This window comes from Streptomyces nanhaiensis (assembly GCF_046614825.1).
Lineage (GTDB): Bacteria > Actinomycetota > Actinomycetes > Streptomycetales > Streptomycetaceae > Streptomyces > Streptomyces radiopugnans.
The window spans coordinates 46,160-72,953 of the sequence record NZ_JBKJFM010000006.1; the positions used below are offsets into that span (position 1 = coordinate 46,160).

24 protein-coding genes are annotated in these 26,794 nt (G+C 73.0%); 14 read left to right on the plus strand and 10 right to left on the minus strand.

The annotated features are described in order from the left end of the window. Positions 1 to 83: 83 nt before the first annotated feature. The gene (locus ACLIYP_RS03565) at positions 84 to 2,498 is read right to left on the minus strand and encodes a transglycosylase domain-containing protein (protein WP_412711669.1); all 2,415 of its coding nucleotides are present in this window, start codon (positions 2,496 to 2,498) and stop codon (positions 84 to 86) included. Between the two features lie 396 nt (positions 2,499 to 2,894). On the opposite strand from ACLIYP_RS03565, the gene ACLIYP_RS03570 reads away from it, so the two are divergent. After that, the gene (locus tag ACLIYP_RS03570; RefSeq protein WP_093657448.1) at positions 2,895 to 3,254 is read left to right on the plus strand and encodes a WhiB family transcriptional regulator; all 360 of its coding nucleotides are present in this window, start codon (positions 2,895 to 2,897) and stop codon (positions 3,252 to 3,254) included. Positions 3,255 to 3,385: 131 nt separating this feature from the next. On the opposite strand, the gene ACLIYP_RS03575 is transcribed toward ACLIYP_RS03570, so the two are convergent. Further along, positions 3,386 to 4,762 carry an ArsA family ATPase gene (locus tag ACLIYP_RS03575; protein ID WP_412711670.1) on the minus strand — a complete coding sequence of 459 codons (1,377 nt, stop codon included), beginning with the start codon at positions 4,760 to 4,762 and terminating at the stop codon, positions 3,386 to 3,388. Continuing rightward, positions 4,759 to 5,736 (minus strand): ArsA-related P-loop ATPase, encoded by a 978-nt coding sequence (locus tag ACLIYP_RS03580; protein ID WP_412711671.1) that lies wholly within the window; start codon positions 5,734 to 5,736, stop codon positions 4,759 to 4,761. The genes ACLIYP_RS03575 and ACLIYP_RS03580 overlap by 4 nt, the downstream gene beginning before the upstream one ends. A gap of 149 nt (positions 5,737 to 5,885) precedes the next feature. On the opposite strand from ACLIYP_RS03580, the gene ACLIYP_RS03585 reads away from it, so the two are divergent. The 4 genes from ACLIYP_RS03585 (at position 5,886) to ACLIYP_RS03600 (ending at position 8,379) form a co-directional block, all read left to right on the plus strand. Further along, positions 5,886 to 6,044: a DUF4177 domain-containing protein gene (locus tag ACLIYP_RS03585; RefSeq protein WP_003991873.1), complete on the plus strand. Its 159-nt coding sequence runs from the start codon at positions 5,886 to 5,888 to the stop codon at positions 6,042 to 6,044. Continuing rightward, positions 6,041 to 6,517, plus strand: a complete 477-nt coding sequence (locus ACLIYP_RS03590) for a RidA family protein (RefSeq protein ID WP_412711672.1) — start codon at positions 6,041 to 6,043, stop codon at positions 6,515 to 6,517. The genes ACLIYP_RS03585 and ACLIYP_RS03590 overlap by 4 nt, the downstream gene beginning before the upstream one ends. A 102-nt stretch (positions 6,518 to 6,619) precedes the next feature. After that, complete coding sequence (locus tag ACLIYP_RS03595; protein WP_412711673.1) at positions 6,620 to 7,552, plus strand: NUDIX hydrolase; 933 nt, start codon at positions 6,620 to 6,622, stop codon at positions 7,550 to 7,552. Beyond that, on the plus strand, positions 7,549 to 8,379 hold the full coding sequence (locus tag ACLIYP_RS03600; protein ID WP_412711674.1) for an MBL fold metallo-hydrolase: 831 nt from the start codon (positions 7,549 to 7,551) through the stop codon (positions 8,377 to 8,379). The genes ACLIYP_RS03595 and ACLIYP_RS03600 overlap by 4 nt, the downstream gene beginning before the upstream one ends. A gap of 189 nt (positions 8,380 to 8,568) precedes the next feature. Here the strand turns inward: ACLIYP_RS03600 and ACLIYP_RS03605 are convergent, their stop codons facing one another. Next, a complete protein-coding gene (locus tag ACLIYP_RS03605; RefSeq protein ID WP_093657459.1) occupies positions 8,569 to 9,243 on the minus strand; it encodes a Crp/Fnr family transcriptional regulator in 675 nt (224 codons plus the stop codon). Between the two features lie 261 nt (positions 9,244 to 9,504). Here ACLIYP_RS03605 and nth point away from each other — a divergent pair, with 261 nt between their 5' ends. From nth to ACLIYP_RS03620, 3 genes are read left to right on the plus strand one after another with little or no spacing between them, the layout of a single operon-like run. Further along, positions 9,505 to 10,353 carry an endonuclease III gene (gene nth, locus ACLIYP_RS03610; protein WP_412711675.1) on the plus strand — a complete coding sequence of 283 codons (849 nt, stop codon included), beginning with the start codon at positions 9,505 to 9,507 and terminating at the stop codon, positions 10,351 to 10,353. Positions 10,354 to 10,364: 11 nt separating this feature from the next. Continuing rightward, complete coding sequence (locus ACLIYP_RS03615) at positions 10,365 to 11,117, plus strand: NUDIX hydrolase (protein ID WP_412711676.1); 753 nt, start codon at positions 10,365 to 10,367, stop codon at positions 11,115 to 11,117. 13 nt (positions 11,118 to 11,130) lie between these two features. Next, positions 11,131 to 12,330, plus strand: coding sequence for a MarP family serine protease (locus ACLIYP_RS03620; RefSeq protein ID WP_412711677.1), 1,200 nt, complete (start codon positions 11,131 to 11,133; stop codon positions 12,328 to 12,330). Between the two features lie 275 nt (positions 12,331 to 12,605). Here the strand turns inward: ACLIYP_RS03620 and ACLIYP_RS03625 are convergent, their stop codons facing one another. From ACLIYP_RS03625 to acs, 4 genes are all read right to left on the minus strand, one after another. After that, positions 12,606 to 12,800 (minus strand): hypothetical protein, encoded by a 195-nt coding sequence (locus ACLIYP_RS03625; RefSeq protein WP_093657465.1) that lies wholly within the window; start codon positions 12,798 to 12,800, stop codon positions 12,606 to 12,608. Between the two features lie 82 nt (positions 12,801 to 12,882). Next, complete coding sequence (locus ACLIYP_RS03630) at positions 12,883 to 13,836, minus strand: alpha/beta fold hydrolase (RefSeq protein ID WP_412711720.1); 954 nt, start codon at positions 13,834 to 13,836, stop codon at positions 12,883 to 12,885. A 68-nt stretch (positions 13,837 to 13,904) separates the two neighbouring features. Next, positions 13,905 to 14,387 carry a phage holin family protein gene (locus tag ACLIYP_RS03635; RefSeq protein ID WP_412711678.1) on the minus strand — a complete coding sequence of 161 codons (483 nt, stop codon included), beginning with the start codon at positions 14,385 to 14,387 and terminating at the stop codon, positions 13,905 to 13,907. Between the two features lie 190 nt (positions 14,388 to 14,577). Continuing rightward, positions 14,578 to 16,542: an acetate--CoA ligase gene (gene acs, locus ACLIYP_RS03640; RefSeq protein WP_412711679.1), complete on the minus strand. Its 1,965-nt coding sequence runs from the start codon at positions 16,540 to 16,542 to the stop codon at positions 14,578 to 14,580. Between the two features lie 881 nt (positions 16,543 to 17,423). On the opposite strand from acs, the gene ACLIYP_RS03645 reads away from it, so the two are divergent. Continuing rightward, positions 17,424 to 18,686 carry a polysaccharide deacetylase family protein gene (locus ACLIYP_RS03645; RefSeq protein WP_412711680.1) on the plus strand — a complete coding sequence of 421 codons (1,263 nt, stop codon included), beginning with the start codon at positions 17,424 to 17,426 and terminating at the stop codon, positions 18,684 to 18,686. A gap of 163 nt (positions 18,687 to 18,849) precedes the next feature. Here ACLIYP_RS03645 and ACLIYP_RS03650 read toward each other — a convergent pair whose 3' ends face one another. Beyond that, positions 18,850 to 19,851 (minus strand): ATP-binding protein, encoded by a 1,002-nt coding sequence (locus ACLIYP_RS03650; protein ID WP_412711681.1) that lies wholly within the window; start codon positions 19,849 to 19,851, stop codon positions 18,850 to 18,852. A gap of 104 nt (positions 19,852 to 19,955) precedes the next feature. Between ACLIYP_RS03650 and ACLIYP_RS03655 the strand changes: the two genes are divergently transcribed. Further along, the gene (locus ACLIYP_RS03655) at positions 19,956 to 20,780 is read left to right on the plus strand and encodes a Fic family protein (protein ID WP_412711682.1); all 825 of its coding nucleotides are present in this window, start codon (positions 19,956 to 19,958) and stop codon (positions 20,778 to 20,780) included. A 444-nt stretch (positions 20,781 to 21,224) separates the two neighbouring features. Here ACLIYP_RS03655 and ACLIYP_RS03660 read toward each other — a convergent pair whose 3' ends face one another. Then, complete coding sequence (locus ACLIYP_RS03660) at positions 21,225 to 22,073, minus strand: HAD family hydrolase (RefSeq protein WP_412711683.1); 849 nt, start codon at positions 22,071 to 22,073, stop codon at positions 21,225 to 21,227. Positions 22,074 to 22,513: 440 nt separating this feature from the next. Between ACLIYP_RS03660 and ssd the strand changes: the two genes are divergently transcribed. The 4 genes from ssd to ACLIYP_RS03680 all read left to right on the plus strand — a co-directional run bounded on the left by ssd (position 22,514) and on the right by ACLIYP_RS03680 (position 26,653). Then, entirely contained in the window at positions 22,514 to 23,617 is a 1,104-nt protein-coding gene (ssd, locus tag ACLIYP_RS03665; RefSeq protein ID WP_412711684.1) for a septum site-determining protein Ssd, read from the plus strand. A 92-nt stretch (positions 23,618 to 23,709) separates the two neighbouring features. After that, a complete protein-coding gene (locus ACLIYP_RS03670) occupies positions 23,710 to 24,855 on the plus strand; it encodes a TadA family conjugal transfer-associated ATPase (protein WP_412711721.1) in 1,146 nt (381 codons plus the stop codon). Positions 24,856 to 24,920: 65 nt separating this feature from the next. Further along, on the plus strand, positions 24,921 to 25,769 hold the full coding sequence (locus ACLIYP_RS03675) for a type II secretion system F family protein (RefSeq protein WP_412711722.1): 849 nt from the start codon (positions 24,921 to 24,923) through the stop codon (positions 25,767 to 25,769). Further along, entirely contained in the window at positions 25,766 to 26,653 is an 888-nt protein-coding gene (locus ACLIYP_RS03680; RefSeq protein ID WP_412711685.1) for a type II secretion system F family protein, read from the plus strand. Before ACLIYP_RS03675 ends, ACLIYP_RS03680 begins: the two co-directional genes overlap by 4 nt. Positions 26,654 to 26,794 lie beyond the last annotated feature (141 nt).

A 26,794-nucleotide genomic window follows, 5' to 3' on the forward strand; every position in this document is an offset into this window, starting at 1 on the left:
GGAAGCGAAACCGACATGCGGAGGGGCCCCGGTTTCCGGGGCCCCTCCGCATGTCCGGTTGTGTCTCGGCGTGCGCCGCCCGGCTACCGCGGTGTCCAGCCGCCGTCCTGGCCGGAGGTCTGCCAACCCCCGTTGCCGTTCGTGCCGTTGCCGCCGCCGGCATCCCAGCCCCCGGTGGTGGAGGTGGCGCCGACGCTGTCGCCGCCGCTGTCGCCCCCGGTGTCACCGCCGGTGACGCCGCCGACGGTGGTGCCGACCGTGGTGCCGCCCATGGTGCTGGTGCCTCCGCCCCCGCCCGGGCCCCCGTTGCCGCCTCCGCCGATGACGCCGGGCGGAAGGGTGATGTCGGGGAACGGGTTGCCGGGGCGGCGGTCGCCGGGCTTGTCGTCGTCCCCGCCGCGGCCCCGGTCCTTCTTGTCACCGGTGGCGGCCCGCGGCACCTGGACGTCGTTGAAGGACTCGACGGGCTCGCCCTGGAGGGCGCCGGTCATCGCGGTCTTCCAGATGGGGCCTGGCAGACACCCGCCGCAGACCTTGTCGTAGAACTGCCCGCCGATGGTGATGTCGTACATCTCCTGCGGATCGCCGATGTCGTCGCCGACCCAGACGGCGGTGGAGAGGTTCGGGGTGTAGCCGACGAACCAGGCGTCCTTGCGGCCGTCCGTCGTACCGGTCTTGCCCGCGTTGTCGCGGTCGGTCAGGCCGGCCCTCGTCCCGGTGCCGTCCTCCACCACGCCCTTGAGCATCTTGTTGATGGAGTCCGCGATGTGCTCGGACATCGCCCGCTCGCACTTGGTCTTGGGCACCGACAGCTTCTTGCCGTCGGCGTCGGTGACCTTCTGGATCGCGACCGGCGAGCAGTAGGTGCCGCGGTCGGCGAACGTGGCGTACGCGGCGGCCATGGACAGCGGGCTGATGTTCTGGCCGCCCAGGAGCATCGCCGGCTTCTGCTCGACGGGCTTGCCGCTGCCGAGGCGGACGCCCATCTTCCCGGCCATCTCCACGACGTCGCACAGGCCGACCTTCTGGCCCAGGTCGACGAAGTAGGTGTTGATGGACTTGCTGAGGGCGCCGGTCATGTCCCAGGTGCCCTTCTCGGACTCCAGCTCGTTCTGGACGTCCCAGCTGCCGCTGCCGTAGGGCTTGTTGCCGCAGACCTTGAAGTCCCCGAGGCTGAAGGAGGTCTTCCAGTCGCTCTTGTAGGTGCTGGCGGGGCTGACGCCGTCGGCCATCGCGGCGGCGGCGATGATCGGCTTGAAGGTGGAGCCGACCTGGAAGCCGTGGGTGCTGCCGCCCATGGCGTTGTCGACCGCGAGGTTGAGCAGGGTCTGGTTCTCGTTCTGGTCCAGGCCGTACGGGCGGCTCTGGGCCATCGAGAGGATCTTGCCGGTGCCCGGCTCCACCTGGACGACGGAGGCGGCCACCGGGTCGTCCTCGTAGACCTTGCCGGTGGCGGCCTCCGCGGCGGCCTTCTGCGCCTTGGGCGAGAGCGTGGTGCGGACCGTCAGACCGCCGCGCTTCCAGAGGTCCTTGCGCTCTTCCTCGGTCTTGCCGAAGACCGGGTCGGTCAGGATGATCTTGCGGACGTAGTCGCAGAAGAAGCCCGCCTTGTCGGTGGCGGTGATGCAGCCGCTCCTGGGCTTGCTGATCTTGAGGCCCAGGTCCTTCCTCTTGGCCGCCGCGACGTCCTCCTTGGAGGCCGATCCCGTCTCGGCCATGCGGTTGAGCACGATGTTGCGGCGCTTGACGGCCCGGTCGGGGTAGTTGACGGGGTCGTAGTAGGTGGGGGACTGGACGAGGCCGGCCAGCAGCGCGGCCTCGTGCAGTTCCAGGTCGGCGGCGTTCTTGGAGAAGTAGCGCCGGGCCGCCGCCTCGATGCCGTACGCCTGCTGGCCGAAGAACGTGATGTTGAGGTAGTTCTCGAGGATCTGCTCCTTGCTGAGCTCCTCCTCGATCCTGATCGCGTACTTCAGTTCCTGGATCTTGCGGCCGATGGTCTGCTGGGTGGCCTCGGCGACCTTCTGCTGGTCGTCACCGGCCTGCTCCACGAAGACGTTCTTGACGTACTGCTGGGTGAGGGTGGAGCCGCCCTCGGCGACCCCGCCCTCCTGCGCGTTCTTGTTCAGCGCGCGCATCACGCTCTTGAGGTCGATCGCGCCGTGCTCGTAGAAGCGGGAGTCCTCGATCGCGACGATCGCCTTCCGCATGATCGGGTTGATCTTCTTCAGCGGCACCACCGTGCGGTCGCGGTAGTAGTCGGTCGCGATCAGATTGCCCTCGGAGTCGAGGATCTGGTTCTTCTGGCTCAACGGGGGGCGCTTGAAGTCGATGGGGATCTCGTCGAAGCTCTCGACGGTGCCCTTGGCGGCCAGCCCGAGGCCGCCTGCTACGGGCAGCGCGATGCCCGCCAGCACCGCTCCCGCGAGCACGCTGACGCCGAGGAACTTGGCGGCCTGCTGGGTCCCGGACAGCCCGCCACCCGAGCGCTTGTTTGGCATGAGGGCAGCCTACGTTCTCAATCGCCGGACAGGTGTGCGTGTGTTCGCCTACGCTGTATCACGTCTGACACGGTCGTTCGGTTCCTTGTCAACTCGCGGTTCACTCCATCGAGCGTTGAGATGTGACCGAATTGCAATCCCGTGTCAGGAAACCTCCGATCCCGGCTCCTTGGAATACGGGAACAATGACCGTATTTGACCGAAATTTCGGTATCGTCCTCCGGTCACTCCGTTGGGTGATCTGCCGCGCACCCATAGTCCGTTCGGGCCATTCAAGATTGGGCCCGTCGGGGGTGTTGCGCCCTGGCCGCCTTCCGTAACGTCCTGCACTGGCAGCGGTGAATATGCCGTCTGCCGCCGTGGGGGAGCCTCGATTCGGGAGAGGACGGCGCCGGCATGGGCTGGGTTACCGACTGGAGCGCGCAGGCGGCCTGCCGCACTGCGGATCCGGATGAACTGTTCGTACAAGGGGCGGCCCAGAACCGCGCCAAGGCGGTCTGCACCGGGTGTCCGGTGCGCACCGAGTGCCTGGCCGACGCCCTCGACAACCGTGTGGAGTTCGGCGTCTGGGGCGGGATGACCGAGCGGGAGCGGAGAGCGCTGCTGCGCCGCCGCCCGACGGTCACCTCCTGGCGGCGGCTGCTGGAGACCGCGCGTACGGAGTACGAGCGCAGCGCGGGCCTGCTGCCCATGGAGGTCGAGATGCGCGAGCACGACGCGCGGCGGTACAGCGGCGACTACGCCGCGGCGGGCTGAACCCGGGAACCATGCTGAGAACCAGGTGCTGAGAACCAGGTGCTGAGAACCAGGGCACTGAGCCCCGGCCCCGGCAGGGCCCGGCGCGGGCGCCGGCCGCAGGACCGGCACCGGCACGGCCGGCGGTGCGGCTAGGCGGGCTCGACGCCGGGCTGCTCCGCGAGCCGCCCGCCGATCGCACGCAGTCCGTCCAGATCGTGCACATCGCCCGGCAGCGCGGCGACCTCGGCCACCGGCACCTCCGGGTGCAGCGCGGCGAAGCGGTCGCGCGTACGCCGCTCGCGCGCCAGTACGTGCATCCGCTCCGCGTGCAGCCTCAGCATGCCCGCTGCCAGCCGCTCGGCCGCCGAGGGGGATTCGGGGGAGTCCGGGGAGACGGAGGAGTCCTCGGCGGACTCGCCGGAGCCGGCACCGGAGCCGTCGCCGGAGTGCGCATCGGAGCCGGAACCGGAGCCGGACGCGGACCGCGGGGCGGGGCGTCCATCACCACCCTCCCCCTCGGGCTGATCGACGACGCCGTCATCCTCGAGGTTCTCCGCGGCGGCCAGCGCCCGCTCCGCGCTGAGGTGGGCGGCCTCGCTGCCGTGCATCCGGTTCAGCACGAGACCCGCCAGCGGCATCCGGTCCGCGGCCAGCCGCTCCACGAAGTACGCCGCCTCGCGCAGCGCGTCGCGCTCCGGGGCCGCCACCACCAGGAACGCCGTGCCCGGCGCCTGGAGCAGCCGGTACGTGGCGTCGGCGCGGGTGCGGAAGCCGCCGAACATCGTGTCCATCGCCGCCACGAACGTCTGCATGTCGCGCAGCAGCCCCGTGCCCAGCAGCTTGTTGAGCAGCCCGGTGAACACCGACAGCCCGGACACGCCCAGGTTCACGAACTTCAGCCCCGCCCGGCCGCCGACCTTCGCCGGGGCCGTCAGCAGCCTGATGAACCGCCCGTCCAGGAACGACCCCAGGCGCTTGGGCGCGTCCAGGAAGTCCAGCGCGGAACGGCTCGGCGGGGTGTCCACGACGATCAGGTCCCACTCGTCGTCCGCGCGGAGCTGGCCGAGCTTCTCCATGGCCATGTACTCCTGCGTCCCCGCGAAACCGGCCGACAGCGACTGGTAGAAGGGGTTCTCCAGGATCGCGCGGGCCCGCTCGGGGTCGGCGTGGGCCTCGACGATCTCGTCGAAGGTCCGCTTCATGTCGAGCATCATCGCGTGCAGTTCGCCGCCCGACGCGCCGTCGACGCCCTTCACCCGGCGCGGGGTGTTGTCCAGTTCGGTCAGGCCCATCGACTGGGCCAGCCGGCGGGCCGGGTCGATGGTGAGTACGACGACCTTCCGGCCGCGCTCGGCCGCGCGTACGCCCAGGGCCGCGGCCGTCGTCGTCTTGCCCACGCCGCCCGCGCCGCAGCAGACCACGATCCGGGTGCCGGGATCGTCGATCAGCGCGTCGACGTCCAGCACCGGGAGCGTACCCAGCCCGTGCGCCTGTGCCGTGCCCGCTTCGGCCGCCCGTGCCGTCACCTCGCCACCCCCTGTTCGCGCAGTTCGCCGGCGAGCAGGTAGACGCCGGGCAGGTCGGCGCCCTCGGCCAGCAGTTCCAGTTCGTACGCGGGCAGTTCCAGCCCGGCTATCTCCGACCGCAACTCGCCCTCCAGCGCCAGCCGTTCGGCGTGCTCGTGGGCCTGGCGCAGCAGCGGGCCGATCAGCTGCTCCGCCCTGCCGCCGCGCCGTGCGCCGCCCAGGCCCGCCCGGGACAGCGCCTTGGCGATCTCGGTGCGGGACTCCTCGGCGGCCCGCACCGCCGTCCGGTCCAGCACCGCCGGCCGCGTCATGTTGACGAACACGCAGCCGACCGGCAGCCCGGTGGCGCGCAGCTCGGCGACGCCGTCCACGGTCTCCTGGACGGGCATCTCCTCCAGCAGGGTCACCAGGTGCACGGCGGTCTCGGACGACTTGAGCACCCGCATCACGGCCTGGGCCTGGTTGTGGATCGGGCCGACCCGGGCCAGCCCGGCCACCTGGTCGTTGACGCCGAGGAAGCGGGTTATCCGGCCGGTGGGCGGCGCGTCCATGACCACCGCGTCGTAGACGAAGCCGCCGGCGCGGGTGCGGCGGCGCACCGCCTCGCAGACCTTGCCGGTCAGCAGGACGTCGCGCACACCGGGCGCGATGGTGGTGGCGAAGTCGATCGCGCCGATCCTCTTCAGGGCCCGTCCCGCGCCGCCGAGCTTGTAGAACATCTGCAGGTAGTCCAGCAGAGCCTTCTCCGCGTCGACGGCCAGCGCGTACACCTCGCCGCCGCCCGGTCCCACGGCGATCTTCCGCTCCTCGTACGGCAGCGCCTCGGTCTCGAAGAGCTGGGCGATGCCCTGCCGCCCCTCGACCTCGACCAGAAGCGTGCGTTTGCCCTCCTCGGCGAGGGCGAGCGCCAGTGCGGCGGCGACCGTCGTCTTTCCGGTCCCGCCCTTGCCGGTCACCACATGCAGCCTGCTCACCCTTCGCAGCCTAACCACCGGACGGGGGGAGTACGCCTGCGGATGGGCCATGGAGGTGCGCCCGGGCGCGTGGGGGACGGGGCCGGGGCGGCGGGGACACCGGGGGAGGGCGCGCGGAAGGGTGCGGGGGAGAGGCTAAGGTCGGCCCCATGACGAAGTGGGAATACGCGACCGTACCGCTGCTCGTGCACGCGACCAAGCAGATCCTGGACACCTGGGGCGAGGACGGCTGGGAACTGGTCCAGGTGGTGCCCGGCCCGAACAACCCGGAGCAGCTCGTGGCGTACCTGAAGCGGGAGAAGCAGTGAGCGAGGCGGGCGGCTCCGTCGAGTCCAGGCTCGCGGAGCTGGGGCTGACCCTGCCGGAGGTGGTGGCGCCGCTGGCGTCGTACGTCCCGGCGGTGCTCTCCGGCTCCTACGTGTACACCGCCGGGCAGCTGCCGATGGTCGACGGCAAACTGCCGGTGACCGGCAAGGTCGGCGCCGAGGTGACGCCGGAGGAGGCCAGGGAACTGGCCCGGGTCTGCGCGCTGAACGCCCTGGCGGCCGTGAAGTCGGTCGCCGGCGACCTGGACCGGATCGCCCGGGTGGTCAAGGTGGTCGGCTTCGTCGCCTCCGCTCCGGACTTCACCGGCCAGCCCGGCGTGGTCAACGGCGCCAGCGAGCTGCTGGGCGAGGTGCTGGGCGACAGGGGCGTGCACGCGCGCAGCGCGGTGGGCGTCGCGGTGCTGCCGATCGACGCACCGGTCGAGGTCGAGATCCAGGTCGAACTGGCGGACTGAGCCGCCGCCGGGCTGCCGGACGGGCACAGGGCGGGCCGGTGCGGGCCGCGGTGTTCGAGGCCCGTACTCGAACATCGCGGCCCGCGGCCGTACGATCCGGCCATGCCGTCAACGCCGCCGCAGCCCATGTCCCCCACGCCCCCGCGCGACGGGCAGTGGTATCCGCCCGAGTGGCCCGAGCGCATCCGCGCCCTGGCCGAGGGGCGGCTCACGCCGGTGTCCCCGCGCCGGGCGGCGACCGTGATGCTGCTGCGGGACGCCGAGGGGGGCCCGGCCGTCCACATGCTGCGCCGGCGCGCCTCCATGGCCTTCGCCGCGGGCGCGTACGCCTACCCCGGCGGCGGCGTGGACCCCCGCGACGAGGGGGAGGTCGCCTGGGCCGGCCCGGCGCGCGGGGAGTGGGCGCGGCGGCTCGGGGTGGAGGAGGCGGTCGCGCAGGCCGTCGTGTGCGCCGCCGTGCGCGAGACCTTCGAGGAGGCGGGCGTCCTGCTGGCCGGCCCCGGCCCGGACACGGTCGTCGCCGACACCACCGGCGACGACTGGGAGGCGGACCGGGCGGCCCTGGTGGCCCGCGAGCTGTCCTTCGCCGACTTCCTCACCCGCCGGGAACTGGTCCTCCGCAGCGACCTGCTGGGCGCCTGGGCGCGCTGGATCACCCCGGAGTTCGAGGCGCGGCGCTACGACACCTGGTTCTTCGTCGCCGCGCTGCCCGAGGGGCAGCGCACCCGCGACGTCTCCGGCGAGGCCGACCGCACGGTGTGGATCCGCCCGGCGGACGCGGCCGCCGCCTACGACCGGGGCGAGCTGACGATGATGCCCCCGACGATCGCCACCCTGCGGCAGCTCGTGCCGTACGCCGACGCCGCCGCGGCGCTGGCCGCGTCCGGGGAGCGGGACCTGACGCCCGTACTGGCCCGGGCGAGCCTGGAGGACGACGGGGCCGGCGGGCAGCGGGTGGTGCTGAGCTGGCCGGGGCACGAGGAGTTCACCAAGCACGTGCCCGCGGCCCGGCGGACGGCGGGGGGCGCGCCGTGACCGACGCCTCCGCCCTGCCCGGGCAGCCGCGCGGCGGCGCGATCGACGGCACGGGCACCGCCCGCGCCGTGTGCGTGCTCGCGCCGAACCCCTCGCCGATGACGCTGGACGGCACCAACACCTGGATCGTCGCCGAGCCGGACTCGCCGCTGGCGGTCGTCGTCGACCCCGGCCCGCTGGACGAGGGGCATCTGCGCCAGGTGATCGACACCGTCGAGCGGTCGGGCCGGCGGGTGGGGCTGACGCTGCTCACCCACGGCCACTGGGACCACGCCGAGGGCGCCGCCCGCTTCGCCGAGCTGACGGGGACGGCCGTACGCGCGCTCGACCCGGCGCTGCGGCTGGGGGACGAGGGCCTGGCGGCCGGGGACGTGGTGACCACGGGCGGCCTGGAGCTGCGGGTGGTGCCCACGCCGGGGCACACCTCGGACTCGCTCAGCTTCCACCTGCCCGCCGACGGCGCGGTGCTGACCGGCGACACGGTCCTGGGGCGCGGCACGACGATGGTGGCCCACCCCGACGGGCGGCTGAGCGAGTACCTGGACTCGCTGCGGCGGCTGCGCTCGCTGACGGTGGACGACGGCGTGCGCACGGTGCTGCCCGGGCACGGGCCGGTGCTGGACGACGCGCAGGGGGCCGTCGAGTACTACCTGGCGCACCGGGCGAGCCGTCTGGCGCAGGTGGAGACGGCGGTGGAGGCGGGCCACCGGACGCCGGGGGAGGTCGTGGCGCACGTCTACGCGGACGTGGACCGCTCGCTGTGGCCCGCCGCCGAGCTGTCGGTGCGGGCGCAGCTGGAGTACCTGGAGGAGCACGGCCTGGTGTGACGGGCCGTGCTTCCGTGCCGTGCCCGCGGGCCGTGCTTCCGTGCCGTGCTTCCGTGCCGTGCCCGCGGGCCGCGCCCCGGACGTGCTCCCGCTGGACGGGGCCCGCCCGGGCGGGCGGCCCCGCGCCGCATCGGGGAGCTCCCGGGGCTCTCGGGCGCTCCCGGGGGTCCCGGAGCCGCCGGGGCCGGCTCAGCGCGAGCGCTTCGCCAGCCGCTCCACGTCCAGCAGGATGACCGCACGGGCCTCCAGCCGCAGCCAGCCGCGGCTGGCGAAGTCGGCCAGTGCCTTGTTGACGGTCTCGCGGGACGCGCCGACGAGCTGGGCCAGCTCCTCCTGGGTGAGGTCGTGCACCACGTGGATGCCCTCCTCGGACTGCACGCCGAAGCGGCGCGACAGGTCCAGCAGCGCCTTGGCGACGCGGCCTGGGACGTCGGAGAAGACCAGGTCGGACATCGAGTCGTTGGTGCGGCGCAGCCGCCGGGCGACGGCGCGCAGCAGCGCGGTGGCGACCTCGGGGCGGGCGTTCAGCCAGGGCTGGAGGTCGCCGTGGCCCAGGCCGAAGAGCTTGACCTCGGTCAGCGCCGTGGCCGTGGCCGTACGGGGGCCCGGGTCGAACAGGGACAGCTCGCCGATCAGCTCGCCGGGGCCGAGCACGGCCAGCATGTTCTCCCGGCCGTCCGGGGAGGTGCGGTGGAGCTTGACCTTGCCCTCGATCACGACGTAGAGCCGGTCTCCCGGGTCGCCCTCGTGGAACAGGGCCTCACCCCGTGCGAGCGTCGTCTCCGTCATGGAGGCACGCAGCTCGGCAGCCTGCTCGTCGTCAAGCGCCGCGAAGAGCGGGGCGCGCCGCAGAACGTCGTCCACGAGTTCTCTCCTTGTCCACGTGCCCACGGGTCTGTCGCCCCCATGATGCCGGACGGTGAAACAGTGCGATCAGTCACAAGTTTGACGCACCCGGCGTGCGGTGCGTGCGCCAGGGGTCCGATCGGGCCCCGAATCGGCGGTGAGCGGGGCGGATGCCGGCGCGCCCCCGTACGCTGGCCGGGTGTCCAACACGCCGGTGAGGCCGGACGGAAAGGGGGCGTACGGGTGACGGTGTCCCGTGGCTCATCCCAGGATTCCGCCGTGGGCGAACGAGAGTCCGCCGAACGGGTAACGGAGGCGAAGCCGCCGGGAGCGGCCGGGGGAGGAAAGAGGGGCGCGGGGGGCAAGCCGGAGACACGGCTGGCCATGGTCCGCCGCGCCCGGCGCATCAACCGCGAGCTGGCCGAGGTGTACTACTACGCGCACCCCGAGCTGGACTTCGAGAACCCCTTCCAGCTGCTGGTCGCCACCGTCCTCTCCGCCCAGACCACCGACCTGCGGGTCAACCAGACCACCCCCGCCCTCTTCGCCGCCTACCCCACCCCGGAGGAGATGGCCGCGGCCGACCCCGAGCGGCTGGAGGAGCTGATCAGGCCCACCGGCTTCTTCCGCAACAAGGCCAGGTCGCTGCTGGGGCTCTCCGCCGCCCTGCGCGACCGTTTCGGCGGCGAGGTTCCGGACAACCTCGAGGACATGGTCTCCCTGCCCGGCGTCGGCCGTAAGACGGCACACGTGGTGCTGGGGAACGCCTTCGGCAGGCCGGGCCTGACGGTGGACACCCACTTCGGGCGGCTGGTGCGCCGCTGGCGGCTGACGGAGCAGACCGACCCGGAGAAGGTCGAGGCCGAGATCGCCGGGATCATCCCCAAGAGCGAGTGGACGATGTTCTCGCACCGGGTCGTCTTCCACGGCCGCCGCATCTGCCACTCCCGCAAGCCCGCGTGCGGCGCCTGCCCGATCACGCACCTGTGCCCCTCGTACGGCGAGGGCGAGACGGACCCGGAGAAGGCGAAGAAGCTGCTGAAGTACGAGATGGGGGGCGCGCCCGGCCAGCGGCTCAAGCCCCCCGCGGACTACCCCGGGCAGCCCGCGCCGCCGCCGGGCGCCTGAGTGGAGCGCGGATGAGGGAAGCACAGGAGAAGCACCGGACCTCTGTCGCCGGCCCGGCCGCCGGCCCGGTCGCCGTCACCGACCGGGGGCTGCCGGACTGGCTGCGCCCGGTGGCCGACGTGGCCTCGACGGTGCGGGCGCGGCAGCTCAGCCGCTTCCTGCCGCCCAGCGACGGAGGCGGACGGCAGTCCGCGGTCCTGGTGCTCTTCGGCGAGGGCGGCGGGAGCGGGGGGAACGGAGGGAACGGCGCGGGCACCGGGCCGGAGCTGCTGCTGATGGAGCGGTCCTCCAGTCTCCGCTCGCACGCCGGGCAGCCGTCCTTCCCCGGCGGCACCCTCGATCCGGAGGACGGCGACCCGGAGGGCGACGGGCCGCTGCGCGCCGCGCTGCGGGAGGCCGAGGAGGAGACCGGGCTCGACCCGTCCGGGGTGCAGGTCTTCGGGCGGCTGCCGCGCGTCTACATCCCGGTGAGCGGATTCGTCGTCACGCCCGTACTGGGGTGGTGGCGGGAGCCGAGCCCGGTGGCGCCGGTGGACCCGGCGGAGACGGCCCGGGTCTTCACCGTGCCCGTGGCCGACCTCGCCGATCCGGCGAACCGGGCCACGGCCAGACACCCCAGCGGCTACCGCGGTCCGTGCTTCCTCGTCAGCGACGCGCTGGTGTGGGGCTTCACGGCCGGGATCATCGACCGGATCCTGCACTTCGCCGGCTGGGAGCGGCCGTGGGACACCGACCGCAGCGTCCCCCTCGACTGGCGCGCATGAGACGGTGGGCGACGTGAACGTGCTGGACGTACTGCTGCTGCTCTCCGCGGTCTGGTTCGCGGTCGTGGGCTACCGCCAGGGTTTCGTGGTCGGCGTGCTGTCGGTCGCCGGTTTCCTCGGGGGCGGGCTCGCAGCGGTCTACCTGCTGCCGCTCGTCTGGAACGAGTTCACCGACGGAGCGTCGCCGGGGACGGCGGGTGCGATCGCGGCGGTGGCGGTGGTGATCGTGTGCGCCTCGGTCGGCCAGGCGTTCACCACCCACCTGGGCAACCGGCTGCGCCGGCACATCACCTGGTCGCCCGCCAGGGCCCTGGACGCGTCCGGCGGCGCCCTGGTGAACGTCGTGGCCATGCTGCTGGTCGCCTGGCTGATCGGCTCGCTGCTGGCCTCCACGGCCGTTCCCGTCGTCGCCCGGGGGGTGCGCGGCTCCGCGGTGCTGCACGGGGTCTCCCGGGCGCTGCCGGACAGCGCCGACACCTGGTTCACCGACTTCACCTCGGTGCTCGCGCAGAACGGCTTCCCGCAGGTCTTCTCGCCGTTCGCCAACGAGCCGATCACCTCGGTGGAGCCTCCGGACCCGGCCCTGGCCGGCAGTCCGGCCGTGGCCCGCGCCAAGCGCTCCATCGTCAAGGTCCTGGGCACCGCGCAGAGCTGCGGCAAGGTGCTGGAGGGCACCGGCTTCGTCTTCGACCGCGGCCGGGTGATGACCAACGCGCACGTGGTCGGCGGTGTCGACGAGCCGACCGTGCAGGTCGGCGGCGAGGGCCGGCTGCACGACGCCACGGTCGTCCTCTACGACTGGGAGCGCGACATCGCCGTGCTCGACGTGCCGTCACTCCGGGCCCCGGCGCTGCGGTTCGTGGAGGACGACGCGGAGACCGGCGACGACGCGATCGTCGCGGGCTTCCCGGAGAACGGCGGGTTCGACGTCCGCTCCGCGCGGGTACGCGGCCGTATCCAGGCCACCGGTCCCGACATCTACCACCGGGGCACGGTGCGCCGCGACGTCTACTCCCTGCACGCCATGGTCCGGCAGGGAAACTCCGGCGGCCCGCTGCTGACGCCCGACGGCAGGGTCTACGGCGTCATCTTCGCCAAGTCCCTGGAGGACGAGAACACCGGCTACGCGCTCACCAACGACGAGATCCGCCAGGACGTCCTGCAGGGGCGGGCGTCCCGGGGGCCGGTGGACAGCCAGGGATGCGCGATGTGAGGACCGGCTTCCGCCCGGTTCGGCCAGGCACGGTCCGGCCCGGCTCGGCCCGGCTCGGCCAGGCACGGTCCGGCTCGGCTCGGCACGGTCCGGACCCGGTTCACGTCCGGTCCCGCTCTCCCGTGGCCCTGGAGACCCGGTCACCGGGGGGCCGCGGGCTCCCAGGGCCACGGCCCCGCCGCCGCTCACGGCTTCGGAAGCCGGACGGCGGCAGGGGCCGGGGGAGACGGGTGGTACGGCGGATACCCGGTGTGCTGTGTGCGGTGTGCGCGGCGTCAGCCGCGCGTATGGCGCAGCCGCGCGCCTACCCAGCGGGCACGGCGGCGCAGGATGTGAGGGATGCCGAGCTGGGGATCGCGGAGATCGCCGAGATCGCGGTGGTCCCGCGCGGAGCGCGGGGGCGAGCCCTGCGCGCTGCTCTGTTCCCGGATGTCGCGTGACACGTCACGGTAGTCGTGCGTCCAACCCATACTCCGGACTCTGCCCGTGCCCCATGGTCGGTAATCGCCCAATGGTCCGTCAATTGGCCTATGCGGGCGTCACGTGCTCTTATCATCGGTCGGGTTCGGGGTCCTCCAGCCAGTCGATCAGCTCGCCGGTGAACGCCTTCGGGTCCTCCTCGTGGGGGAAGTGGCCCAGACCGTCGAACAGCCGCCAGCGGTACGGGGCCTCCACGTACTCGCCCGAGCCCGCCGCGCTGCGGGTGCGCATCACCGGGTCGAGCGAACCGTGCAGATGGAGGGTGGGAACACGCACCGGCCGCTTCATGCGGCGGTTGAACTGGAACCCGTCCAGGCGTGCCAGCGAGCGGACCATCCACCGGTAGGGCTCGATCGAGCAGTGCGCGGTGGAGGGGACGCACATCGCCTGCCGGTAGACCTCGACCGTGTCGTCCTCCGGAGGCCGGGGCCCGGACCACTCCCGCAGCAGCCGGCCGACCAGCGCCCCGTCGTCCGCCACCAGCCGCCGCTCGGGGACCCAGGGGCTCTGGAAACCCCACACGTACGCCCCGGCCGCCGTCTGCCGCAGGTCGCCCAGCATGGCGGCGCGCCAGCGGCGCGGGTGCGGCATCGAGGCCACGGCCAGGCGCCGGACCAGCTTCGGGCGCATCACCGCCGCCGTCCACGCCAGGTAACCGCCCAGGTCGTGGCCGACGAGGGCGGCGTCCGGCTCGCCCAGGGAGCGGATCACACCGGTGACGTCGAGCGCGAGGTTGGCCGGATCGTAGCCGCGGGGGGTGCGGTCGCTGCCGCCCACGCCCCTCAGGTCCATCGCCACCGCGCGGTAGCCCGCGTCGGCGAGGGCGGGCAACTGGTGCCGCCAGGCCCACCAGAACTGCGGGAAGCCGTGCAGCAGCAGTACCAGCGGGCCCTCGCCCATCTCGGCGATGTGGAAGCGCGCGCCGTTGGCGGCGACGTCCCGGTGTGTCCAGGGGCCGTCCATCCGGATGGCCGAGGAGGGGGTGGTGGAGTGGTTCGCGCCTGTCGTACCCGTCGTGCCGCTCATCTCTGCCGTGCCCTCTGCGCCTGCCGTGCCCGTGCTGCCCGCACCGTCCGTGCCGTCCCTGCCGTCCGTCATGTGGAAGAGCGTGTCACGTGCTCGACGGCCATGGTTTCCGCCCCGACGGCCTTGGGCTCCGTCCGCGCGCCCGGGACGGTCCGGGGGTGGGGCTTGACGCCCGACAGCACGGCCGCCGACTGCTTGGCCGAGGCGATCGAGCGCTTGGGCGGCTTGACCTTGGACAGCTTGGCCTTCGCCAGCAGCAGGAGCACGAGCGCGACCAGCAGGTACGCGCCCCCCACGATGGTGAACGACCAGGCGAGCCCGATCCCCAGGTTGTGGATGCCGTAGGCCGCGGCGAAGCTGAAGACCGGCAGCGAGAAGAGCACCAGGACGCCCGCGGCGATGGCCGCGCCGCTGCCGATCGCGCCGCGCTTGACGTCCTGCCGCAACTCGGCCTTGGCCAGCGCGATCTCCTCGTGGACCAGTGCGGACAGTTCGGTCGTCGCCGAGGCGACCAGCTGACCGATGCTGCGGCCGTCGTCGGCTGGGCTCATCTCATGCTCCCTCTCGTCGTTGCGGTCGATGGCTCTTGGCCAGGGTCTGCATCATGCCGGACCGCGGTGCCAGCCGTCGCACACGGTGTCGGCGAGCCGTCTGCGAGTGCGTGCGGCCGCAACGGACGGGGGCGCCCGGCCGCCGCACAAGCGGTGGCCGGGCGCCCCTGCCGGACGGGTCCGGTGCCGGTCAGTCCTCGCTGGAGGCGGCTCCCGGCAGCTTGGACTGGATGAGGGTCATCACCGTGGAGTCGGTGAGGGTGGTGACGTCCCCCAGGTCCCGGTTCTCGGCGACGTCGCGCAGCAGCCGGCGCATGATCTTGCCCGAGCGGGTCTTGGGCAGCTCGTCGACCGGCAGGATGCGCTTGGGCTTGGCGATCGGGCCGAGGTGCTTGGCCACGTGGCCGCGCAGCTCCTCCACCAGACCCTCGTCCTCGGCGGCGCTGCCGCGCAGGATGACGAAGGCGCAGATGGCCTGGGTGGTCTGCGGGTCGGTGGCGCCGACGACCGCCGCCTCGGCGACCTTCGGGTGCGAGACGAGGGCGGACTCGACCTCGGTGGTGGAGATGTTGTGGCCGGAGACCAGCATCACGTCGTCCACCCGGCCCAGCAGCCAGATGTCGCCGTCCTCGTCCTTCTTGGCGCCGTCGCCCGCGAAGTAGCGGTTCTGGAAGCGCGACCAGTAGGTGTCCAGGTACCGCTGGTCGTCGCCCCAGATCGTCCGGAGCATCGACGGCCACGGCTCGGTCAGGACGAGGTAGCCGCCGGAGCCGTTGGGCACCTCGTTGGCCTCGTCGTCCACGACCGTGGCGGAGATGCCGGGCAGCGGCACCTGCGCCGAGCCGGGCTTGGCCTCGGTCACGCCGGGCAGCGGGCTGATCATGATGGCGCCGGTCTCGGTCTGCCACCAGGTGTCCACCACCGGGGTGCGGTCGCCGCCGATGTTGTGGCGGTACCAGACCCAGGCCTCGGGGTTGATCGGCTCACCGACCGAGCCCAGCACCCGCAGCGAGGACAGGTCGAACTTCGCCGGGATGTCGTCGCCCCACTTCATGCAGGTGCGGATGGCGGTCGGAGCGGTGTAGAGGATCGTGACCTCGTACTTCTCGACGATCTCCCACCAGCGGCCCTTGTGCGGGGTGTCGGGGGTGCCCTCGTAGATCACCTGGGTGGCCCCGTTGGCCAGCGGACCGTAGACGATGTACGAGTGGCCGGTGACCCAGCCGACGTCGGCGGTGCACCAGTAGACGTCCGTCTCCGGCTTGAGGTCGAAGACGGCGTGGTGGGTGTAGGCCGCCTGGGTGAGGTAGCCGCCGGAGGTGTGGAGGATGCCCTTGGGCTTACCCGTGGTGCCGGAGGTGTAGAGGATGAACAGCGGGTGCTCGGCCTCGAAGGCCTGCGGGGTGTGCTCGTCGGACTGGCGGTCCACCAGCTCGTGCCACCACACGTCCCGGCCCTCGGTCCAGGCCGTCTCCTCGCCGGTGCGGCGGACGACCAGGACGTTGCGCACCTTCTCGGCGCCCGGCTGGGTCAGGGCCTCGTCGACGGCGGGCTTCAGGGCGCTGGGCTTGCCGCGCCGGTAGCCGCCGTCGGCGGTGATGACGACGCGGGCGTCGGCGTCCTGGATGCGGGTGGCCAGGGCGTCGGAGGAGAAGCCGCCGAAGACCAGGGAGTGGGGGGCGCCGATGCGGGCGCAGGCCAGCATCGCCACGACCGTCTCGGGGATCATGGGCATGTAGATCGCGACCCGGTCGCCGGTCTGCACGCCCAGTTCGATCAGGGCGTTGGCTGCCTTGGAGACCTCGCGCCGCAGATCGGCGTAGGTGATCGCGCGCGTGTCGCCCGGCTCGCCCTCGAAGTGGATGGCGACCCGGTCGCCCAGACCCGCCTCGACATGGCGGTCGACGCAGTTGTAGGCCACGTTGAGCCGGCCGTCCTTGAACCACTTGGCGAAGGGCGGGTTGGACCAGTCCAGGGTCTCGGTCGGCTCGGTCTCCCAGCTCAGTCGGCGGGCCTGCTCGGCCCAGAAGCCCAGCCGGTCCGCTTTCGCCCGTTCGTACGCCTCCGCGGTGACGTTGGCGTTCGCTGCCAGCTCGGCGGGCGGCGCGAACCTCCGTTCCTCCTTGAGCAGGTTGGCCAGGCTTTCGTTGCTCACGACATCTCCCTTTCCCAGGGTGTCTGGTGTGTCCCGCGTCATAGCAGACCAGCCCTTGTCGCCCCCTGACAAGGGTTGTCCGTCAAGTGGTGTAGACCTCTTGCGCTCAGGGGTCGGCACCCGTCGGTGAGCGGCCGACGAGCGGTCGAACGGCTTGTCTCCGCGATCTTCGCCCCGCCGCCGGCCGCCGTTCCCCCGTCGTGCGCGGGGCCGCTCGGACGGCCGCCGCGCCGGGGTGCACGGGGGCGGAGGCCGGCGCCCCGCCGCCGCTCCCGTCGCCCGGTTCGTCCATTGCGTACGCCTGTGCCTCACCGACGTGGAAGTACGTTCCGCACAGCTCCCGCGAACCCACCGACAGCCGCCGGGCCGCACACGGATGGGCCCGCGGGTGGTCGAGTTGCCGCACGGTGTTGGCCGGGCGGAGTGCCTCCGGCCCGTCGGCCTCGCGGGACTCGGTCACCGGCGTGCGGGCGATCCCGGGGGCGGCGGTCCGCGGGCCGTGGTGCCGGCGGCGCGGGCGCTCTCCCTGGCGGGAGGGGCCGGGGGATCGGCGTCGGTGGGGCGCTCGGAGGGGCTTCCGGAGGGGTTTCCGGAGGGACGAGGGGTGGCGCAGGCGGACATAGCGTCTCCGTCGCGAAGTTCTGTCACTTTTCGCATTGGAATGACTACTCAAAGTCTCGGTGAACGAATCGTGACGCCGCTTAAGGGATCAAGGAAGGGGGTTGGGCAATCGGGCCCACTGTTCACACCCGGGGGTGAATAAGTCATAGGAACCGGTCTCCTCGCTTGCGCCTCTCACAGTGCGTGTGAGGTTGGTCGCAGGCCGAACGCGTCGGCCGAAAGAGCACAGAAGCGACGACGGAAGCGATGAGGTGGAGAGCATGGGAGTCACGCGGAGGCTGACCAGAGGCGTCGCGGGAGCGGCCGTACTGGTCGTACTGGCGGTCGGTTGTTCGAGCTCGTCCCCGAGCGCGTCGAAGGACGAGGGTCGTGCGAACAAGGACGCGCGGAAGGGGGAGCCCGCCGGCCGGGTCGAGCTCATAGGCGACGGCTCCACCGCCTACATAGGCCCCCAGCCGAACCAGCCCGACTTCGGGCGTCTGAAGCCCGGTGACAAGCCTCCGCAGTTCGTCGTCTTCTCCTGGGACGGCGCGGGGGAGGACAGCAAGAAGCTCTTCTCGCGCTTCCGCGAGGTGGGAAGGGAGTACGACGCCCACATGACGTACTTCCTCAGCGGCGTGTACGTACTGCCCGAGGCGGAGGCCCACCGCTACGAGCCGCCCGGCCGCGGCCGCGGCGCCTCGGACATCGGCTACCTCAAGGACGAGAACATACGGGCCACGCTGGAGCAGCTCCGCGGCGCCTGGCTCGAGGGAAACGAGATAGGCACCCACTTCAACGGACACTTCTGCGGGCCGAACGGTGTCGGCAGCTGGACGCCCGAGCAGTGGAAGAGCGAGATAGAACAGGCCAAGTGGTTCGTGAAGAACTGGAGGACCACGACCGGCTGGAAGGACCTGGAGCCCCTCCCCTTCGACTACGACCGGGAACTGGTCGGCGGCCGCACTCCCTGCCTGGAGGGCCGCGCGAACCTCCTCCCGGCCGCGAAGGAGATGGGCTTCCGCTATGACTCCTCCGGCAACGGCACCCAGGTCTGGCCCGACAAGGAGGGCGGCCTGTGGGACCTGCCGCTCCAGCAGGTGCCGATGCCCGGGCGCTCCTTCGAGACGCTCGCGATGGACTACAACTTCCTGGCCAACCAGTCGGGGACGGTCAACGGCGACCCGGCGCAGCGCGAGGCCTGGGGGCGCCAGATGCGCGACGGCCTGCTGGAGGGCTTCGACCGCGCGTACGACGGCAACCGCGCGCCGCTGATCATCGGCAACCACTTCGAGGGCTGGAACGGCGGTGTCTACATGAAGGCCGTCGAGGACGTCATCAAGAAGGTGTGCCCCATGGCCGACGTGCACTGCGTCTCCTTCCGGCAGCTCGTCGACTGGCTCGACGCCCAGGACCCCCGGATCCTGGAGAGGCTGCGCGGCCTCGGGGTGGGGCAGGCGCCCGAGGGCGGCTGGAAGAAGTTCCTGACCGTACCCTCGGCCCCCTCGACGGCGGCCTCCTCCCGGTCGCCCGGCGGCGCGTAGAACCCGGCCTCCCGGCCCCGGCCTCCCGTCCCCGGCGTCCCCGCCGCGGCATCCCCGTGCACACGCGGTGCGGTCGGCGCGCCCGGTGCGTCGTGCGCGCCGACCGTACGACGCACCGGGCGTGCGGCGCGGCGGGGACCGGAGAGACGGGACGTGAGCCGGCTCAGACGGGCCCGGCGGCCCGGACCGGCTCCTCGCGGAGCACGAAGGCGGGATCGACCTGGGCCGCCAGGTCGGCGCCCGTCTTCGCGTTGCCCCAGCTCTCGGCGTTCTTCAGGTGGAAGTGCACCATCTGCCGGGTGTAGCGCTCCCAGTCGCGCAGGCCGTACGACGCGTCCGCCGTCTCCTGCATCATGCGCAGCGCCTTGTGGTTCGCGTCCTCCAGCTCGGAGAAGGGCCGGACCCGGCCCTTCTCCATCGCGCGCACCCAGTCGGAGTGCCCGACGGTCACCAGCAGGTCGTCCCCGGCCTCCGCGCGCAGGAAGTCCAGGTCGTCCTGGCCCTGCACCTTGTTGCCCACAACGCGCAGCTGGACGTCGTAGTCCCGGGCGTACTCCTTGTACTGCCGGTAGACAGCCACGCCCTTGCGAGTCGGCTCGGCCACCAGGAACGTCATGTCGAAGCGTGTGAACATCCCGGAGGCGAAGGAGTCGGAGCCCGCCGTCATGTCGACGACCACGAACTCCCCGCGCCCGTCGACCAGGTGGTTCAGGCACAGCTCGACGGCGCCGACCTTGGAGTGGTAGCAGGCCACGCCCAGGTCCGCCTCGGTGAAGGGGCCGGTGGCCAGCAGCCGTACGTCGCCGCCGTCGGGAACGCCGCCGGGCCGGACGCGGCGGGCACAGGCGTCGTACACGGGGTTGTCCTCGGTGATCCGCAGCAGCCGGGACCCCTCGCCGGGCGGAGTCGTCTTGATCATCGTCTCGGCCGAGGCGATCCGGGGGTTGGTGCCGCGCAGGTACTCCTTGATCAGCGGAAGACGGGCGCCCATCGCGGGCAGGGCGGCCGCCTCCTCCTCGTCCAGGCCCAGCGCGACGCCCAGGTGCTGGTTGATGTCGGCGTCCACGGCGACGACGGGGAGGTGCTGGGCGGCGAGATGACGGACGAACAGCGAGGACAGCGTCGTCTTGCCGCTGCCGCCCTTTCCTACGAAAGCGATTTTCATAGTCGGAAGCGTAGTGGGGCGCCCGCGGTACGGAGGGGGATCGCGTGAAGAAGACCACTCGATCGTGGGGCGTTCACGCCGTCGGGGGTGCGTAGGGTCTAGGCATGGCTACGACTGCTGATCCCCTCGCCTCGCTGGGTTCGCTGCCCGGCGTCGCCGACTCCGTCGAATCGGTGCGCAAGGCCGTGGACCGGGTGTACGGGCACCGGGTGATGCGGCGGCGCAGCAGCGAGGTCACCGCCGAGGCGGTGCTGCGGGGCGCCCGCGCCTCGGCGGCGCTCGGAGGCGCCGACTGGCCGCTGGAGGAGGTGCGCCGCCGCAGCGACTTCGGCGCGGACGCCGAGTCGCGTACGGTCGGCGCGGCCCTGCGGGCGACCGCGGAGGCCGGCCAACTGCTGGACGTGTGGCGGCAGTCGCCCCTGCGGGTACTGGCCAGGCTCCATCTGGTGGCGGCGGGCGGCGAGGCGGACGGCGAGCGGGTGGGCCGGCCTCGGCTGGCGGGCGAACCGGTGGAGGAGCCGCTGGTGTCCGGACTGGCGCTGCCGGACGCCGCCGAGGTCTCCGCCCGGCTGGACGCCCTGGCGCAGCTCGTCGTCGCGGGCACATCCGCGCCCGCGCTGGTGGTGGCGGCGGTGGTGCACGGCGAGCTGATGGCCCTGCGCCCCTTCGGCACGTACAACGGCCTGGTCGCCCGGGCGGCGGAGCGGATCGTGCTGATCGGCGGCGGTCTGGACCCGAAGTCCGTCTGCCCCTCGGAGGTCGGTCACGCCGAACAGGGCGCAGACGCCTATGTGGAGGCCCTGAAGGGATACGTCTCCGGCACTCCGGAGGGAGTGGCGGAATGGATCGGCCACTGCGGCCGGTCGGTCGGGCTGGGCGCGCGGGAGAGCACGGCGGTCTGCGAGGCCCTCCAGCGCGGGGCGGCCTGACGCCAGGACCGCGCGGGGGGCCGGGAGTCCGAGGGAGACGCCCGGGGGAACGCCCGAGCGGCCCGTGCGCGGTGACGGCACATTGATGCGGCGGCACCGGCGCGAGGTCGGTGTCGCCGCTGGCACGTCCGCCGGGGTACCAAGCGTGCACGGTGTCGCCGTCATCAGGGGGGACTTCGCCCGACCCTGGTGCGGCCGGCCCTATCGCGGGTCTGCTGCGCGTGGGTTCCCGGCTTCCATGCTCGGTCCGTGGGGCCTTCGTCTGCGCCGACCCTCCTTTCGGATGGGATCGACCAGGTCTCGCGGGCCGTTGACTCCTTTGTACCCCACCCGAGGACGAAGCGGAACCTCTCCCCGCGGAGCTTTACTTTCCCCTTCAAACACCTTGAAGGCCCCATGGGGCCCCATAGGGGACCGCAGGCTCCTTCCGGGGGACGGCGGTGCTCACACCGCGTGGAGACGGGCGCGCCGCCGGCTCGCGTACCAGACCAGGCCGGCGGTCGCCGCCGCCGCGCCCACCGCCACCGCGGCGGCCAGCGCGGGGCGCTGCGGCATGGCGAGCGACGGCACCCGCTGCTTGAGGCGGACCGGGCGCTGGAAGGTGAGGATCGGCCAGTCGCGGGCCACGGCCTCCCGGCGCAGTGCCCGGTCGGGGTTGACGGCGTGCGGGTGGCCGACCGCCTCCAGCATGGGGATGTCGGTGGCCGAGTCGCTGTAGGCGTAGCAGCGCGAGAGGTCGTACCCCTCGGACTCCGCCAGTTCGCGCACGGCCTCCGCCTTGGTCGGGCCGTACGCGTAGTACTCGATCTCGCCGGTGAAGCAGCCGTCCTCGACGACCATGCGCGTCGCCACGACGCGGTCCGCGCCTATCAGTTCGCCGATCGGTTCCACCACCTCCGCGCCGGAGGTGCTCACGATCACGACGTCGCGCCCGGCGAGGTGGTGCTCCTCGATGAGGGAGGCGGCCTCGTCGTAGATGATCGGGTCGATGAGCTCGTGGATGGTCTCGGCGATGATCTCCCTGACCTGCTGGACGTTCCAGCCGCGGCACATCGCGGACAGGTAGGCGCGCATCCGTTCCATCTGGTCGTGGTCGGCGCCTCCGGCGAGGAACACGAACTGCGTGTACGCGGTGCGCAGTGCGGCGCGCCGATTGATCAGCCCGCCCTGGTAGAAGGACTTGCCGAAGGTGAGCGTGCTCGACTTCGCGATGACCGTCTTGTCCAGGTCGAAGAAGGCAGCGGTGCGCGGCAGCGAGTGGTTTTCCACGGGCTGAGCATATGCGCCCACCATTCGGCGTAAGGTGGGGCGCGTGGGTTTGCCTGAGAAGGCTCTCGGGTACACCATGGAAGTCACGGATCGTTCGCGACCGTGCTACCCCGGTCCGGCTCCTCCCCCCCCCGAGTCGGCCGTGGAGACGACCCCCGCTCTCCCCCCCGGCGGGGGTCGTCGCATGTCCGGACGCTTTTTGCGTCGCCGGGCCCTCTTCCTTCCCCTCCTCCGGTCTCCTGTGGCGCGGCCCCTCCCCACTCGCGATCCGTCACTCTCCGTATTCGCCGGTCCGCTCATGCGGAGTCGCTCGTTTGGGTGAGCGAGTTATTCACAACTGCCGAGTTGTCCACGTATTTAGACCAAGATCATCGAGTTTTTCCGTTCCCCGGCACGGTGATTGAGCGCGGAGTTCGCGGACCCACCGCGAACTGGAGAGCGAGAATCCGGAAGGGGAACAGGACGTGACCGGAAGCATCCTGATCGTCACCGAGGACGAGAAGTTGCTGGACGATCTGCTGCGCCTGTGCGCGGCGGCCGGGGCCGAGGCGGAGGTGGCGCACGGGGCGCCGCCGGTCCCGGGGCGGTGGGAGAGCGCCCCGCTGGTGCTGGTCGGCGACGACCGGGCCGATGCGCTGTCCCGGTCGGCGCGTGCGCCCGTGCGCCGGCCGGGGGTGCTGCTCGTCGGCCGGGATCTGGACGACCCCGGCATCTGGCGGCGCGGTGTGGGGGTCGGAGCGGAGCACGTGGTGCTGCTGCCCGACGGCGAGTCGTGGCTCACCGGCCGGATCGCCGACGCGGCCGAGGGTGTCGGGCAGCAGGCGCTGACCGTCGGGGTGATGGGAGGCCGCGGCGGGGCCGGGGCCTCCACCCTGGCCTGCACGCTGGCCCTGACGGCCGCGCGTGCCGGACACCGCACGATGCTCGTCGACGGCGATCCGCTCGGCGGCGGGCTCGACGTCCTGCTCGGAGGGGAGCGGGCGGAGGGCCTGCGCTGGCCGGCGTTCGCCGACTCGCGCGGCCGGGTCGGCGGTGCGGCTCTGGAGGAGTCCCTGCCCAGGCTGCACGGTCTGCGGCTGCTCAGCTGGGACAGGGGGGAGAGCGCGGCCGTCCCGCCGGAGGCGGTGCGCGCGGTCCTGGGGGCGGCCAGGCGGCGCGGTGGAGTGGTCGTGGTGGACCTGCCGCGGCGGCTGGACGAGACGGTCGCCGAGGTGCTGGCGCAACTCGACCTCGGCCTGCTGGTCGTACCCGCCGAGCTGCGGGCCGTCGCGGCGGCGCAGCGGATCGCCTCCCGGGTGGACCTGGTACTGCGGGACCTGCGGGCGGTGGTGCGCGGCCCGTTCGGGCCGGGGCTGGACGGCGAGGAGATCGCCCGCCTGCTGGGGTTGCGGCTCGCCGGCGAAATGCCCTCCGAGGGAGGGCTGCCGGCCGCGGTGGACGCGGGCCGGCCGCCCGGCGCGGACGCACGCGGTCCACTGGCCCGGTTCTGCACGGAGTTCTGGGCCCGCGCACTGCCGGAGGGCGGCGGGGCACGGCCCGCCGGCGGCCGGGGGAGTGTGGCCGCGTGAGCGCGCGTACGGACGCGCGGAGGGACGCGCGCGGGGAAGCGGACACACGTGCGCGGACGGATGCGTACGGCGGGGCGCCCGCCCCGCGGACGCTGGTGGACGCGGTGCGCCTGCGGCTGGCGGAAGCCGGTGCGGAACCCACTCCCGCCCGGGTCGCGGCGGCGCTGCGGGCTCAGGGGCGGCTGCTCGGGGACAGCGCGGTGCTGGGCGTGGTGGAGGCACTGCGGTCCGAGATGGTCGGCGCCGGCCCGCTGGAGCCGCTGCTGGCCGAGCCGGAGGTCACGGACGTCCTGGTGACAGCTCCGGACGAGGTCTGGGTGGACCGTGGCGGCGGAGTGGAGCGGACCGCCGTCCGCTTCCCCGACGCGGCGGCGGTGCGCAGACTCGCCCAGCGGCTGGCCACCTCGGCGGGGCGCCGGCTGGACGACGCCCGCCCCTGGGTGGACGCCCGGCTCCCGGACGGCACCCGGCTGCACGCGGTGCTGCCCCCGGTGGCGGTCGGCTGCACATGCCTGTCCCTGCGGGTGGTACGGCCGCGGGCCTTCGCCCTGCCGGAGCTGGTGGCGGCCGGCACGGTGCCTCCGGGCGGGGACGCGCTGCTGCGGGCGATCCTGGACGCCAGGCTGTCGTTCCTGGTCAGCGGTGGCACGGGATCGGGGAAGACGACCTTGCTGTCCAGCCTGCTGGGGCTGGTGGGGCCGAGGGAGCGGATCGTCCTGGCCGAGGACTCCGCCGAGCTGCGCCCCGACCATCCGCATGTGGTGCGGCTGGAGACGCGCCCGGCCAACCAGGAGGGTGCGGGCCGGGTCACCCTGCGGGACCTGGTGCGGCAGGCGCTGCGGATGCGGCCGGACCGGCTCGTGGTCGGTGAGGTCCGCGGCGCGGAGGTGACGGATCTGCTGGCCGCGCTGAACACGGGCCACGAGGGCGGCTGCGGGACGGTCCACGCCAACGCGGCGGCCGACGTACCGGCCAGGCTGGAGGCACTGGGCACCACGGCGGGACTCGACCGGACGGCGCTGCACAGCCAGCTCGCGGCGGCGCTGTCGGTTGTGGTCCACCTGGCGCGGGACCGCAGGGGCCGTAGGCGGATCGCCGAGATCCATGTGCTGGAGCAGGACCGGTACGGCCTGGTGGTGACGGTGCCCGCCGCCGTCCGGGGGCCGGACGGCTTCGTGCGGGAGCGGGGCTGGCCGCGGCTGGAGCGGCTGTGCGCGCGGGGCGGTGGTGCGCTGTGACGGCGGCCGGAGCACAGGCAGGGGCGCAGCCCGAGGTGGTGTACGCGGGTTCGGTGTGCGCGGCGATGGTGTGCGCGGGAGCGATGAGCCGGCTGCTGGGCCGCCCCGGGGAGGGCCGGAGAGCCCGGCTGCTGTGTGCCGACGGCGCCGAACCGGTGCCCCGATGGGGTGGCCCGGCAGGCGGCGCGGTGGAGGCCGTCGCCCGGACGGTGCGCGGATTCGGGGCCCGGGTGGGCCCCGCGGGGTGGTGCCCGGTGGGCGGTGCCCTGCTGGCGCTGCTGGGGGAGTCCGTGCTGCCGCTGCTCGCCGGTGTGGCGGCGGTACCGCTGCTCGGCCGCCGGCTGCGCGCACGGGAGCGGCGCCGTGCGGGAGAGGCGAGGGAGGCAGCCGTCATCGCCCTGTGCTCGGCGGTCGCGGGTGAGCTGCGAGCGGGCCGTACGCCGGAGCGGGCCCTGCTGGCGACCGGAATGCCCGGGTTCGGCGACACGGGAGCGGTGGTGCTGGCAGCGGCCCGGTTCGGAGGGGATGTACCGGGGGCGCTGCGTCAGGCGGCCCGGCAGGAGGGGGCGGAGGGGCTCGGCGGGATGGCCGCCTGCTGGCAGGTGGCGGTGGACGGGGGAGCGGGCCTCGCGGACGGGCTGGACCGTGTGGCCGGTTCGCTGCGGGCGGAGCGCGACCAGCGGGAGGAGCTGCGTGCCCAGTTGGCGGGGCCGCGGTCCACGGCGCTGGTCCTGGCCCTTCTGCCGCTCTTCGGGCTGCTGCTGGGCGGTGCGATGGGGGCGAGACCGTTGCACGTGCTGCTCCACGGCCCGGTCGGCTGGGCCTGTCTGGCCTGTGCCGGGCTGCTGGAGTGGGCCGGACTGGCATGGGTCTCCCGGATCGTCCGGAGCGCGGAGGAGGGCGGGAAGAGATGAACGGCGAAGTTGTCCACAGCGTGTGGACAACGTGTGCGGAGTCTGCCGTGTCGCTTCCGCCGCCACCGCTGCCCGTGCTGTCCCTGTCGGCCGCCGCGCTGTGCCTGGCCGGCGGGGTGTCGGCGGCCGGCCGGGTGCGGCGTCGCCGACGCCGGTCGGCGGAACTGCTGGGTGCCGGCGCCGGCGCCGGTGCCGGAGTCGGGGGCGGGGTGCGAAAGGTGCTGCGCGCGGCCGGGGTGCGGCGATCGCCGGTCCGGGAGGCGGCCGCGATGGCCGGGGCCGCGGCCTTGGGGATCGCCCTGGCCGGAGGCCTGGCCGGCTGTCTGCTCGGGGTGGTCGCGGCGTACGGCGTGCGGCGTCTGTCGCGCGACGGAAAGGTGCGGGGAAATGCCGCGAAACGAGTATATGCGGGAAAATCGAATGATTCGGAACCTCTGGAGGCCGGGGTGTCGGTGACCGGACAGCTGCCGATCACCGCGGAACTGCTGGCGGCCTGCCTGGCGGCCGGGTCGGCACCCGGGGAGGCGGCCGGTGCGGTGGGTGGCTCGGTGGGCGGTCCCCTCGGTGAGGGGCTGGTGCGTGCCTCGGCCGAACTGCGGCTCGGCGGCGACCCGGTGGCCGTCTGGGCTCGGCTGGGCGAACTGCCGGGGGCGGCGGGGCTGGCCCGGTGCCTGGAACGGGCGGGGACGACCGGTGTGCCCGCGGTGGAGCCTGTGGGCCGCCTGGCCGCCGAGTGCCGGGCGCAGAGGGCCCGGGCGGCCACGGAGCGGGCGCGGCGGGCCGCGGTTCTGGTCACCGGGCCGCTGGGGCTGTGCTTCCTGCCCGCCTTCCTGCTGGCGGGTGTGGTCCCGGTGGTCATCGGTCTGGCGCGGTCGCTGCTGTGAACCGCGTGGTACGGGCCGCACCCGGAGCGGGTGCGGGAGACAGGACGGACGGCGAGATGGAGGGGCGAACCATGCGGGGACGATCGACGGGAGGACGAGCGGTGAGGGGACGAGCGGTGCGGGGTCGGGACGGGCAGGGGC